The organism is Caballeronia eucalypticola (assembly GCF_047608185.1).
Classification (GTDB): domain Bacteria; phylum Pseudomonadota; class Gammaproteobacteria; order Burkholderiales; family Burkholderiaceae; genus Caballeronia.
Genome location: NZ_JBLKRU010000007.1, coordinates 251,658 through 263,851, shown reverse-complemented (window position 1 = coordinate 263,851; position 12,194 = coordinate 251,658). Strand labels below are relative to the sequence as shown.

General features: G+C 60.8%; 12 protein-coding genes. 6 read left to right on the top strand and 6 right to left on the bottom strand.

The annotated features are described in order from the left end of the window. Positions 1-561 (bottom strand): transposase (locus ACMX25_RS11555; RefSeq protein WP_462686292.1); only part of this gene is annotated, 561 nt, incomplete at its 3' end. Between the two features lie 120 nt (positions 562-681). Further along, entirely contained in the window at positions 682-960 is a 279-nt protein-coding gene (locus ACMX25_RS11550; protein WP_414949961.1) for a hypothetical protein, read from the bottom strand. A 656-nt stretch (positions 961-1,616) separates the two neighbouring features. On the opposite strand from ACMX25_RS11550, the gene ACMX25_RS11545 reads away from it, so the two are divergent. After that, positions 1,617-2,864 (top strand): acyl-CoA dehydrogenase family protein, encoded by a 1,248-nt coding sequence (locus tag ACMX25_RS11545; protein WP_414949960.1) that lies wholly within the window; start codon positions 1,617-1,619, stop codon positions 2,862-2,864. A gap of 2 nt (positions 2,865-2,866) precedes the next feature. Here ACMX25_RS11545 and ACMX25_RS11540 read toward each other — a convergent pair whose 3' ends face one another. Beyond that, complete coding sequence (locus tag ACMX25_RS11540; RefSeq protein WP_414949959.1) at positions 2,867-3,769, bottom strand: LysR family transcriptional regulator; 903 nt, start codon at positions 3,767-3,769, stop codon at positions 2,867-2,869. A 115-nt stretch (positions 3,770-3,884) separates the two neighbouring features. Between ACMX25_RS11540 and ACMX25_RS11535 the strand changes: the two genes are divergently transcribed. After that, entirely contained in the window at positions 3,885-4,535 is a 651-nt protein-coding gene (locus ACMX25_RS11535; RefSeq protein WP_414949958.1) for a glutathione S-transferase family protein, read from the top strand. 74 nt (positions 4,536-4,609) lie between these two features. Then, positions 4,610-6,694 (top strand): 2Fe-2S iron-sulfur cluster-binding protein, encoded by a 2,085-nt coding sequence (locus ACMX25_RS11530; RefSeq protein WP_414949957.1) that lies wholly within the window; start codon positions 4,610-4,612, stop codon positions 6,692-6,694. 24 nt (positions 6,695-6,718) lie between these two features. Here the strand turns inward: ACMX25_RS11530 and ACMX25_RS11525 are convergent, their stop codons facing one another. Together ACMX25_RS11525 and ACMX25_RS11520 are read right to left on the bottom strand one after the other, a co-directional pair. Further along, positions 6,719-6,874, bottom strand: coding sequence for a hypothetical protein (locus tag ACMX25_RS11525; RefSeq protein WP_414949955.1), 156 nt, complete (start codon positions 6,872-6,874; stop codon positions 6,719-6,721). Positions 6,875-6,901: 27 nt separating this feature from the next. After that, complete coding sequence (locus tag ACMX25_RS11520) at positions 6,902-7,783, bottom strand: NAD(P)H-binding protein (RefSeq protein ID WP_414949953.1); 882 nt, start codon at positions 7,781-7,783, stop codon at positions 6,902-6,904. Between the two features lie 211 nt (positions 7,784-7,994). Between ACMX25_RS11520 and ACMX25_RS11515 the strand changes: the two genes are divergently transcribed. Together ACMX25_RS11515 and ACMX25_RS11510 are read left to right on the top strand one after the other, a co-directional pair. Beyond that, the gene (locus ACMX25_RS11515) at positions 7,995-8,960 is read left to right on the top strand and encodes a helix-turn-helix domain-containing protein (RefSeq protein ID WP_414949952.1); all 966 of its coding nucleotides are present in this window, start codon (positions 7,995-7,997) and stop codon (positions 8,958-8,960) included. A 4-nt stretch (positions 8,961-8,964) separates the two neighbouring features. Continuing rightward, on the top strand, positions 8,965-10,191 hold the full coding sequence (locus ACMX25_RS11510) for an MFS transporter (protein WP_414949951.1): 1,227 nt from the start codon (positions 8,965-8,967) through the stop codon (positions 10,189-10,191). Positions 10,192-10,242: 51 nt separating this feature from the next. Here ACMX25_RS11510 and ACMX25_RS11505 read toward each other — a convergent pair whose 3' ends face one another. Beyond that, a complete protein-coding gene (locus ACMX25_RS11505; protein WP_414949950.1) occupies positions 10,243-11,448 on the bottom strand; it encodes an MFS transporter in 1,206 nt (401 codons plus the stop codon). A 133-nt stretch (positions 11,449-11,581) separates the two neighbouring features. Here ACMX25_RS11505 and ACMX25_RS11500 point away from each other — a divergent pair, with 133 nt between their 5' ends. Next, the gene (locus ACMX25_RS11500; RefSeq protein ID WP_414949949.1) at positions 11,582-12,142 is read left to right on the top strand and encodes a TetR/AcrR family transcriptional regulator; all 561 of its coding nucleotides are present in this window, start codon (positions 11,582-11,584) and stop codon (positions 12,140-12,142) included. Positions 12,143-12,194 lie beyond the last annotated feature (52 nt).

Here is a 12,194-nt window from a genome sequence, read left to right as displayed (position 1 = left end):
CTCCAGCACTGCGCCGCTTGCCAGACAGATCACCGCAACCAGATAGGCTAACGGAAATCCCACGCCTTCGGCCTGGGAACCGGGCTGTGGGAAGCGGGCCTGGTTCGACGGCGTATCAGGCATCGAGATCCCGGTGCCATCAACCAGCTTGACTGGGCGCCCGCGCCACTTCCAGGCCGGCTTGACCTTCTCGTGCAATTGACGCCCCGTCTCACGCGCCAACTCCCGCACCATCGTCAGCGGCAGTCTCTGGCGAGCGCGGCAGTAGCCGCCCGTACGCACACTCATGGGCCGCAGCCCGTCGGCAGCTCGCTGCGCGGCCCACCCGTTGACTGCCTTCTGACACGAAGCGTCCGCTTCCAGCGCCTGACGCATGAACATCGACAGCGTCACCGTCGGCGGATACAGGCGTTCTCGATGCTCTGGCAAATACGCTTCCGTTATATCTAGCAGCTGCGGGCTCGTCAGTATGTTGAAGTAGTCTACGGCCTGTGCGCGGCGCGCACGGCTCTGAACGGTGCGTCGTGTTTGCCTATGATGACTGCGTGCATTACGATCCATGGTGGCTGATCTTTGGAATGAGACGCTGTTTGCTTGGTAACAACCATCGTATCAATCTATCGATCAGCCGCCTCCCTTTCTCCTCAAGCACTTACCACCGTCTTCTCCTCCATTGCAGGCTTAAGTAAGTGCCATTCGCTCTAGCGGGGCAAGCTTGCCGGTGGCCGTGTCGACTTGAAAGCGATGGATGCCAAGACCATTAGGCGTATAGGTGCCAACGTACGCGAATAGCGGCACGCCCGTCCTCGTTTTGGTGGCCGCACTCGCCGCCTGCGCGGGGCGAGCAATCGAGAGCGACCCCATGGCCGACATGGCTGCCAGCGCGCTCACGCGTTTGAGCCAGACACGTCGTGGTTGCGATGCATGGACATCAAGATTTCGATTTCGAACTTTGCTCATTGCTTGCCTCCTGGATGATGACCAACAGCCCCCAAGTGAATATGAGCGCCGCTACAGAGATAACCGTCTTGCGAAAGGTTCAAGTGTTGAAAGGTTGATTCGCGGGCTTCAGCATCACAGCGCTTCGCGCCCGCGCAGCAGTTGCCGCCGGCGCCCGCTGTTGCCTTCGTTCGCGTCGGCCATCGCACCGACAATGCGTCGCTTGAGTGAGTGGGCATCCCTAATGTTTAATTCCTTAATTATGGAATATATGTTTTAATTGAAGATGATTCTAGCATGCAATGTCGACGCGTCGACTAGACAAAAGCACTCGACATCCCCGTCGCGGCATGCCCCGCACGGGGTCTGCATCAACCGTTGAAACTGGTTCCGCCGCAGTAAGGCAGTGAACCAAGAAACGTTGATATATACAGGATTACTTATCAAATCAGCTAGTGAAACTATTTGCGAAGCGGCAAAGAAAATCGACGCTGCAACAGCGATATCAACGCAATGCAACTATCCATCGGCCGCGATAAATACCAAGCCGATAAACATTGCGGAAAACGATCTAACGCGCGCGGAGTCGATCGGCTAGATTTGAAGACCTTCGCGCTCGAATCAGCGTGTTAGGCCGCCGTTCGCCTCGTTATCAACAACACCCAAGGATTTTCGACATGACACAATTGCCGCCTGTCGCGTTATCGGTTGGAGCGGATTACGAAAGTGTCGCCAGCCGCTTCAGGCCCATTTTCGAATACATTGCCGCAGGTGCGGTCGAACGCGACCAGCTCAGGACCTTGCCCTACGATCAGATTGCGGAGCTTAAGCAAGCGGGGTTCGGCGCGCTGCGCGTGCCTGTATCGCATGGCGGCGCCGGTGTCTCCATCAAGCAATTGTTTCGTTTGCTGATCGAGCTTGGCGCTGCCGATTCGAATCTCCCGCAAGCGTTGCGTGGCCACTTTGCTTTCGTCGAGGACGTGGTCAACGCGCCGCCAGGCGCCGAACGCGATCAGTGGTTTGCACGTTTCGTGCGCGGCGACCTGTTCGGCAATGCGTGGACGGAAGTCGGCAACGTTGTACTGGGCAGCGTCAACACGCAAGTATCGAAACAAGGCGGCCGCTGGGTCTTGAACGGCGAGAAGTACTACAGCACCGGCAGCATTTTCGCGGACTGGATCGACGTCTATGCGCAGCGCGCTGAAGACAATAGCGACGTCATTGTCGCGGTGGCCGCGAAGCAGCCGGGCGTGACGCTAAGCGACGACTGGGATGGTTTCGGCCAGCGCACCACGGGCAGCGGCACCACGGTGTTCAAGGACGCGGTGGTCGAACCGGGTCATGTTGTCGACTTCGCGCGGCGCTTTAAATATCAGACCGCGTTCTATCAACTGTTCCATCTTGCGACGCTGGCCGGCATTGCCCGGGCGGCTGAACTCGATGCAGCGGCGGAAGTGCGCGCACGCAAGCGTATCTATAGCCACGGCAATGCGCCGCATGTCAGCCAGGACGTTCAGATTCAGCAAGTGGTTGGAGAAATCGCGGCCTGGGCCTATGCCGCGGAAGCGATCGCGTTGCGCGCAACGGAGCCGGCGCAGCGAGCGTATGAGGCGCGTTTTGCCGATGACGTCGATGCCGAAAAGCGCTTCAACATTGAAGCCGAAATAGAGTCGGCGAAAGGACAGATCGTGGCGACAGAACTTGCGTTGCGCGCCTCGACCCATTTATTCGATGCGCTGGGTGCATCGGCTATTGGTGGCGGCAAGGCGCTTGATCGCCATTGGCGCAATGCGCGCGCGGTCTCGTCGCATAACCCGATCGTGTACAAAGCCAAACTTGTTGGCGACTGGTCGATCAACCGGAAAGAACCCATTTACGTCTGGCAGATCGGGGCGGGCCCGGGACCGGGACCGGCATCCACTTAAGCTCACGTCTCCAGATGCGCTTTCAGTGCATCGATAAACACACGCACCTTCGGCACGGGATAACGTGCCGAAGGAAAGATGGCGTGAATACCCGCGGGCGGCGATGACCACGCCGGCAGCAAGCGCACCAGCCGTCCCGCTTCAACGTCCTCCCCAATCGAGAAATCCGTCAGGTAAGCCACGCCGCCGCCGGCCAATGCTGCCGCGCGACAGGTCGGCGCGGTGTCGGCGAAAAATCCGGGACTGAAGCGCACGGTCCGCTTGCCGCCGCGCGTGCTTTCGAGCGGTACGACCAACGGCTTCTGCAAAGCGGACATAGCGACGAACGGCAATTTCACGACTGCTTCTAGCGTGGTCGGCTTGCCCCATTGCGCGATAAACGCGGGACTCGCGACGAGCCATTTCACGAAGCCGCCGATCTTCACTGCGCGATGACTCGAGTCCGCCAGCCGCCCGAGCCGGATCGCGACATCGACTGATTCGGCGACCAGATCCACCTGCCGGTCCGCCGATACCAGTTCAATCCTGAGTTCCGGATGGTCTTGCTGCAGCCCGACGAGTACGGGCGCGATCACGCTTGCGCCATAGTCGATAGGCGTCGCCACGCGCAACGTTCCCCGCAGCACGCCGGACTCCTGCGCCAGCGCTGAGATGGCTTCTTCGGTGGCGCTGAGGATCTGCCGGCTCGCTTCGTAGAACGTCCTGCCCGCCTCGGTCACGCTAACCCGGCGCGTGGTACGCATGAGCAAGGTCGCCCCGACCTCCGCCTCCAGACGCTGCATGTGCGTACTCACCATGGTCTTCGCTATGCCGAGACGGTCGGCCGCGGCCGTCAGCGAACCTGCCTCCACCACCGCCGCGAAAACCACCAGCCGGTTGAGGTTCACAGCGCTCAGGCTAGTCATGGATTGTCCACTTAAAGAGGATTGTGTAACCAGCATTATCCGTCTTCTCATGTTCAATGCGGCGCTTTATGCTGGCTTCATTGAAAACCCGGTTCAAACCTTTACAGAGTCGATCATGCCCACGCCGCCCAAACCCCTTCAGCCCATACGTCTCCACACCACATTGCTTTCTGGCCATGGACATCGGGCGAAGCTGTTCCTGACATTGCTCGACCTGCCTTTCACCACCATCGAACTCAACATGAAAGCCGGCGATAACCGCAAGCCGGCGCATCTGGCACTTAATCCGTTCGGCGAAGTACCGGTGATCGAGGACGGCGATGTTGTGCTGTCCGATTCCAACGCGATCCTGGTCTACCTCGCGCGCAAATACGGCGATGCGCCGTGGTTGCCGGAGGATCCGGCCGGCGCGGCGGCGGTGCAACGCTGGTTGTCGCTGGCAGCAGGAAAGATTGCGTACGGTCCCTGTGCCGCGCGACTGGTCACGGTATTCGGCGCGCCGAAGGACTATGCGACCGCCAAGAAGATGGCAGAAGACCTCTTCGAGATCATCGATCCCGAGTTTCGCGACAAACCGTTCGCCGTGGGACAAACGCCGACCATCGCGGACATTGCTGTTTATACGTACATCGCTCACGCGCCCGAAGGCGGCATCTCGCTCGAACCGTACCCGCATTTGCGCGCGTGGCTGAAACGCGTCGAGGCGTTGCCGCGTTTCATCGCGATGCCCGCGACCAAGGCTGGCCTGCTCGCCGAGACCGCGTAACTCACATAAGCCGCTTAACTCCCGCGCGCACTTATCTTCCGCACGGCATACACTTCTCTGATACCGGGAACATCATGTCCTCTCTTGCACCCACTCGTGTTGCCGCACCGCCTTCGGGCTGGCGTGCCGTGGAATCGCCTTTTCATGCCGGGGAACTCGCCGCGCAGGAACGTGCAGGCGTGCGCGAGAGAATGGACGTCGATGCGCGTCGCGGGATTCGCGATTACATGCCCGAGCAGCATCGCCGGTTTTTTGCAGAACAACCGTTCATGGTGCTCGGCGGAGTCGATGAAACGGGCCAACCGTGGGCTACGCTGCGGGTCGGCGCGCCGGGTTTTATTTCAGCGCCCGATGAACGCACGTTGCGTATTGCTGGACGGAGTCTGGCAGGCGATCCGCTCAAGGCCACGTGGCAGGTCGGATCGGTGTTGGGCGGACTCGGTATCCAACCCGCCACGCGGCGGCGCAATCGTGTGAACGGTGTCATTACCGCCATCGACGATCAAGCGATCACGCTTGGCGTCAGCCAGAGCTTCGGCAACTGCGCCAAGTACATCCAGAGCCGTACGCCGGCCCAGTTCGATGTGGACGAAGCGGCGTCAGAAACGCCGCTTATTTCGAATCATCTGAGCATTGATGACCGCGCGCTGCTTGCACGGGCGGACACGTTCTTCGTCGCCAGCGCGAATACGTCGAACGAAGCGGGCTTGGGACGAGGCGCCGACGTGTCGCATCGTGGCGGCAAGCCGGGGTTTATTCGCATCGACGATGACAACACGCTGACCACTCCTGATTTCAGCGGCAACCTGTTTTTCAATACCATCGGCAACCTGATGCACGATCCGCGCGCGGGGTTGCTGGTGATCGACTTCGAGAGCGGCGATCTGCTGTATCTGGCCGCGGTGGCCGAGATCATCTGGGATGGCGCGGAACTTCATTCCTTCGACGGCGCCGAGCGCCTGATTCGCTGGCATGTGCGTGAAGTCCGTCGCACGCCGCATGCGTTGCCCATGCGCTGGTCAGGTGTGGAATACGCACCGCAACTTGCGAAACTGGGTAGCTGGAAAGCGCCCGAGAGCACGCAAGCAGCCAGGAACGCATGGAGCAGGTTAACGGTCTCCAAGGTCAGCGACGAAGCGGCCGGCGTGCGGTCGTTCTATTTTCAGGCCGCTGACGGCTCAGCGCTTCCTGCATACGAACCCGGCCAGTTCCTGCCGATCCGCCTGCACGTTCCAGGGCTCGATGCGCCGTTGATCAGAACCTATACGCTCTCCGATGCCCACCAAAGCTCGCTGTATCGGATCACGGTAAAGCGCGAGGGTACGGCATCGACATGGCTGCATGAGAACATCAAGGCGGGCATGGAGATCGAGGCCAAGGCGCCGGGCGGCGCGTTCGTACTCGATCGGTCGAGCGGCCGCGCAGTGGTCCTGCTGTCTGCAGGCATTGGCATTACGCCGATGGTCGCCATGCTTAATAGCTTGCTTACCGATAAGAGCGGGCGTGCGCAGCCCGAGCACATTTATTTTATCCACGGTGCTCGCCGATCCAACGAACACCCGTTCGCAGAAGAACTCAGGGCTGCTGAGCAATTACACTCGGACCTCTCGGTGCATCTGCGCGACAGTCAGGCCGATGCAGGTTCCGTGGGCCGTGTTGATATTGCCTATCTCAAGAGCGTGTTGCCGTTTGGTGACTACGACTTTTACCTCTGCGGTCCCGGCGCGTTCATGCAGGATATGTACACCGGCTTGCGTGCACTCAACGTGGCCGATGACCGGATTCGCTTCGAAGCGTTCGGACCGGCGAGTGTCACGCGGACACAAAGCGCTGAGGCGGCATTGACCGTGACGAAGGCCGTTGCGCCACGCGATCTGGAGCGGTCATCGAAGGTGGTGTTCATGCGTACGCAGCGCGACGCGCGGTGGTCCCCGGAAGACGGAAGCTTGCTGGATTTTGCAGAGGCGAATGGCGTGCCGGTCGCGTCGAATTGCCGGTCCGGCGTGTGCGGTACGTGCGCGACGCGCGTGGTGTCGGGGGACGTGACCTATCCCGTGCCATGCGAGGGAGCGATCCCGGAGGGACATGCGTTGATATGCAGCGCAATCCCCGCGAGGATGGGGTCGGGAGAAGAGTCGGCGGTGGTGCTGGACCTGTGAGAGCGGCGCGGGAGTTGCATGTATTCAGAAGAAAATGAAGTCTTCATTGCTGTCAGGCAGAGCGCTTAACATGCGCTGAAACTGATACCCGCCAACCAGCCCGGCAACGCCGATGATGACCGCTAGCCACGCACGCGTAATGCGGCGCGGGTGAGTTTCGGATCTGGTAGGTGAATGCATCGCTTTCTTCAGTGTCGGCCGGCTCATTTAGCCAGCCGCCGCTGCGGTGTCCGGGAGCAGCGCAGCCAGGACATCGCTGAGTTCGGTCGTCCCGAAACGCCGCTCGCCAATTCCCTCTTCCACGTCGATGCGGCCCGCGTTGTGCGTATCGTAGAGATCCATGATGAGCTGTGCATGGCCGGCGCCAAGACCGGCGCGCAGCAGCATCGCCGGCCAATCATTGCGTGGTACTTCGTGCGCGCTGATCTCACGCCGGGTCACCTCGCTTAGCGCGCGGGCGACATCGAGCGCACAGACGCGTCGCGGACCTTCAATGCTCACTACCCCGCGTGGCGTCCCCACCAGCAGTTCTGCCGCGAGCAGCCCCACGTCCTGCGCCGCCACGGCTGGAAAGCGCTTGGTCAATGGACGATGCAGGCTCGGCAACTTCCCCGTTGCCGGCGCGGCCGGTATCACGCGTGCCCAGTTCTGCATATGCTCCGCTGCGCGCAACAATGTCAGGTTTTGAACCGATGTTCGCAACTGCTTTTCCAGCGCATGAAATAGCAATGTGATGCCTGTACCGTGGTCAAGTTCCGCGCCATAGTCGGACAGCGCCAACACATGAGACGGTGGATTGGCGCGCAAGGCATTCGCTACAACGTCGATCATGCGATGCATCGTGCTGCCGGGATGTGCATCGCCTGCCGGGAGTGGACACAGAACCTGTACCGCATCCGCGCCTTCTATGGCTCTTGCCACCGATGCCGGGTTCAGCAGATCGGCAAGCACGATCTCGCAACCGATGCGCCCAAGCCGCTCGCCTTGAGCTTCATTGCGAACCACGGCTCGGACCGCATGGCCTTCCGTGCGAAGCGATGCCGCGCTCACGCGCCCTACCTTGCCCGATGCTCCGAATATGACGAACACGTTCAACTCCTTGTTGGTCTCGATGAGGTCATCGTAGGGAGGTTGAGCGTTCCGGGCGCGCAGGGAAAGATCAGCATGCGCAGATACGGATGATTGATTGCGGCGCCGCCGCAAAATGGCCGAGCGCAAGATGCCGCTTCATCACGACGTCGAGCAAATTGACGAAAAACCCCGCACAATGCTCGCTTGCCAACCTCTGCGAGGACCTGCCATGAATGCCGTGACACCATTGCCGTTGCCTTCGCCTATGCCTATGCCGCTTTCGGGCTCCCGCGTCAATTTGCGCTCCAGCAGCGGTCGCGGGTGGAAGGGTTTTGGTGCGGCGCTGCTGGGAATATCGGCGGGCACGCACCGGATTCCGGCCATGCCGCATCACCGCGTTGGCGTGCATGTCGGCGCGCCGGTCATGGCGCGCTGCCTGTGCGAGCAACGCCGCTATGCACGCGTTCAGGCGCACGGCGATGCCGACGTCATTCCCGCAGGACTCGAAGGCCAATGGACCGATGAATCGGACTGCACGATCCTCAGCATCTGGATCAGCGAATCGTTCACGCAGAAGACGCTCGAGCAACTCGAATTGACATCCGGTGCAAGCGCGATTCGTCCGCAACTCCAGATGCGCGACGCGCGTTTTCAACATCTGGCGTGGGCGCTGCAAGCAGAACTCGAAGCCGGCGATGCGTCCGATTCGCTCTTTGCAGAAAGCCTGTGTACAGCGATGGTGATCCGGCTAGCGGGCAATAGCGCCGATGGTGCCATCGCCACGCTTGAGGGGCGCCGGCGCACCTTGGCGCCGCGAACGGCTACCAATGTGATCGACTTTATTGAAAGTAATCTGGACCAGCGCCTGACGCTTGACGAACTCGCCGCGTTGGCCCAACTTAGCGTGCCGCATTTCAAAGTGCTGTTTCGCGAGACGCTTGGCATGCCGGTGCATCGATACGTCGTGCAGCGTCGCGTCGAACGCGCAAAAGCACTCCTGTTGCAAGGCAAGCTCAGCACCAGCCAGGTGGCGCTTGAAACGGGTTTTTCCCATCAGAGCCATATGGCGCACTGGATGAACCGGCTGCTCGGATTGACGCCACGCGAGCTTGTCAAAGACGGCGGCGCTGTCGTCACTCTGGCGAGCACAACGAATACAACATTCACCACGCATAAGAAATCGCTTTCACGTTGAGTCGATGACCGAAATTTCAGGCACTCCGCTTGTCCCCACCTCCGAGCGTTCAACCGATTACGGTTTGTGGGCCTTAACGTTCAGCTATGTACTAAGCCAGTTTTTCCGCAGCTATGTGGCCGTGATTTCGACACAGCTCATCGCGGATTTTCATTTCACTCCGCAAATGTTCGGCTGGTTCTCCGGCGCGTTTTTTCTCGTCTTCGCCGCAGCACAAATTCCTGTCGGGTTCATGTTCGACCGGTACGGCGTGCGTTATCCCACGGCAGTCCTGATGAGCGTGGGCACGCTGAGCGCCGGCGTCATCTCGGTCACGACCGACCCGCGTCTCGCCATCATCGCGCAGGCCGGAATCGGGATCGGTTGCGCGCCCGTTTTCATGGGACTGCTCAACCACGTCCTGCGCCACGGCGCCGGACCACGCGATGTACGGTCGATCACCACGGCCAGCGCTATCGGCATGGCGGGAGGATTGCTCGCGGCGTTCCCGCTAAGCTGGGGAACAGCCAACTTTGGCTGGCGTCCGGTGATGGCGTTATCAGCCATGCTGATGCTGCTGGCGACGCTCGGCGTTATCTTCTTCGTACGTCGACGCGACGAAAAACCTTTGCATAAAGAAGCGCCCGCAAAGACCGTGACGCCCGCCCGCACAAGCGGCTTGTGGACGTTGATGCCGGTGTGCCTGGCGATGTCGGTGGGTGGAACATTCCGCACGTCGTGGGGCGGACCGTATCTAGCCGATGTATTCGGCTTCGACGTGATGGCGCGCGGCAATGCGATGACCGTCATGAGTATTGCCGGCATAGGCGCATCGTTTTGCATTCCATTTTTCGTGCGGCGATGGCCTCCCAAATCGTTGTCACTTGGCTGGCAAGCGGCCGGCATTCTCTCGGCACTCTTGCTCGCGTTCATGCCGCAACGAAGCCCGATCCTGAGCGTTGCTGCCATCTGCCTGTTGTTGTCGGTCGGCTGTATTCACCCGCTGGTCATGTCGCAGGCGCGGTCGATCATTGCGCCGAACAAGTTGGGGCTGGGCTTAGGTTTGCTGAATAGTCTCGTATTTTTGGGCGTGGCGCTGGCAAGCAGTATCTTTGGCTTGATCGCCGAGCATGGGCGCGTGACGGGCGTGTCGAGTGCTGACCTCTACTCCAGGTTGTTTGTTGTTACGGCGCTGCCGCTTACCGTTGGCGCGCTCGCTTTTTGGTTCAGCCCGGCAAGCGCGCGCAAATAACGCATCCCGTGTTATTTGCCCTTCGATAAGCAAACGCCCACGGCGTACCCGCTATCCGCCAACCATCCGCCGCCCCCTTCCCCACCCGCTGGCAACAACGGTCATTCCCGCCAGCGCCACGAGCGTAATGCCGTATACGTCGGTCGTCAGACGCAAGCCGACGACATGGGCCATCGTCCCCGCGATAATCGCCGGCACGCTGAACGCGAGATAACTCAGCACGTAAAACGCAGCCATCAGCCCCGCGCGTTCGTGCGCTTCAGCGAGCGGTAAGACCGAGCGCAATGCGCCTTGAAACGCCGACCCAAAACCCATGCCGGCCAGGGCAGTCCCGGCGAAAAAGATCGCCGCATTCCCCGCATGCACGCCCGTTAGCGTCACTAACAATCCGGCCGCGAGGACAACCGCGCCTGTCATCAGCAACCGGGGCGCGCTCAACGCGCGCAACAGCAGCACCGCTGCCAAGCCGCCAACCGTTAAAGCAAACACCACCCAGCCGCCCGTCATGACATCGGTGTTGCCAGTCACGGCGCGAGCAAGCGTCGGCCCTAGCGATAGATAGAACCCGCCCAGCGCCCATACCGCGACGTTGACCGGTGCAATGCGCAACATCGCCGCGCGCGCCGCCCGGGGCACACGCACGCGCGGCACTAGCGAAGCCAGAGTGCCGGGGCTGCGGCTCACCGTCTCCGGCAGCATCCACACGCCTACCGCCTGAAGCACGAATATCGCGACCAGCATGAAATAGACGGTCTGCATGGGCGCGGGCGCATAGTCGACCAGCAGGCTCGTGCCGAGCGCGCCCACGCCCATGCCTAACATCGGCGAAAGCGTATTGACCAGCGAACCGCGAGTACGGCTTGCATCGAGAATCGCAGCGCCCAGCGCGCTCGTGGCCGTACCGGTTGCAAAACCCTGAAGGACCCGTGCGAGGATCAGCACCTGGACGCTGTGCGCGCTAGCGAAGATCAGCATGGCCACGACCTCCAGCGCCACGCCCCCGATAATCGCCGGTCGACGGCCAATGTGATCGGACAACGACCCGGTCGTCAGCAGCGCGGCCAGCAGGCTGAATGCGTAGACGCTGAACACCAGCGTCAATGTCGCCGATGAGAATCCCCATGCCTCCTGATACAGCCGGTAAAGCGGTGTCGGCGCGCTGGACGCGGCGAAGAACAATGCCGCGATGAACGCATAAAGCGGCAACGCGTAACGCGCCCTGTCGGGAAGAAACGGAGGATCGGTATTAACGGCCATTGCACGCTCCGGAAAATAAACGCAAAATAATTGCTTTAGTGAATTGTGCGCGCTGTTTTGCGTTAATGCAACTTTTTAGCTTTAACGAATTTAATCGATACGAGCGAACAACGCGGAGCGGAGAAGACAGGCAATGGCAACACGAGAAGGGTTAAGACCCGGTGGACGCAGCGCGCGAGTGCAGGAGTCCGTGCATCACGCAGTCAGGTCGCTGCTGGACGAAATGGCGCGCGAGGAAATCACTGTGCCGCAGGTCGCGGCGCGCGCCGGGGTGACGCCGTCCACCATTTACCGGCGCTGGGGAGATCTGCCGAGCCTTCTCGCCGATGTCGCCCTGCAGCGGTTTCATCCGGATAACGGACCGGCCGACACGGGTTCGCTGCGCAGCGATCTGGAAACCTGGGCGCAGGGATACCAGGAGGAGATGTCGTCGGAACCCGGCCGCGCCATGACTCGCGATGTACTGGCAAGCAACGACGCCCGCAGCCCTGCTTGCCAGTGCGCGGCCATTACGCGCTCGCAGATCCAGATGATCCTGGACCGGGCGGTCGAACGCGGTGAGACGCCACCCGATATCGATATCGTGATGGATAGCGTGGTCGCGCCGCTTATTTATCGCCTGCTTTTCGACGATGTCCCGATCGACCCGGCATTCGCCCGTAGCCGCATGACGACATTGCTGGCAGCGAGCTGATAAGCATTTCACGAAGCGCATGCAACTCATCTGCTTAGGCATGCCGACCATA

Coding starts and splice junctions, on each gene's coding strand:
- ACMX25_RS11550 (WP_414949961.1), bottom strand. CDS start 960: ATGAGCAAAGTTCGAAATCGAAATCTTGATGTCCATGCATCGCAACCA.
- ACMX25_RS11545 (WP_414949960.1), top strand. CDS start 1,617: ATGACACAATTGCCGCCTGTCGCGTTATCGGTTGGAGCGGATTACGAA.
- ACMX25_RS11540 (WP_414949959.1), bottom strand. CDS start 3,769: ATGACTAGCCTGAGCGCTGTGAACCTCAACCGGCTGGTGGTTTTCGCG.
- ACMX25_RS11535 (WP_414949958.1), top strand. CDS start 3,885: ATGCCCACGCCGCCCAAACCCCTTCAGCCCATACGTCTCCACACCACA.
- ACMX25_RS11530 (WP_414949957.1), top strand. CDS start 4,610: ATGTCCTCTCTTGCACCCACTCGTGTTGCCGCACCGCCTTCGGGCTGG.
- ACMX25_RS11525 (WP_414949955.1), bottom strand. CDS start 6,874: ATGCATTCACCTACCAGATCCGAAACTCACCCGCGCCGCATTACGCGT.
- ACMX25_RS11515 (WP_414949952.1), top strand. CDS start 7,995: ATGAATGCCGTGACACCATTGCCGTTGCCTTCGCCTATGCCTATGCCG.
- ACMX25_RS11510 (WP_414949951.1), top strand. CDS start 8,965: ATGACCGAAATTTCAGGCACTCCGCTTGTCCCCACCTCCGAGCGTTCA.
- ACMX25_RS11505 (WP_414949950.1), bottom strand. CDS start 11,448: ATGGCCGTTAATACCGATCCTCCGTTTCTTCCCGACAGGGCGCGTTAC.
- ACMX25_RS11500 (WP_414949949.1), top strand. CDS start 11,582: ATGGCAACACGAGAAGGGTTAAGACCCGGTGGACGCAGCGCGCGAGTG.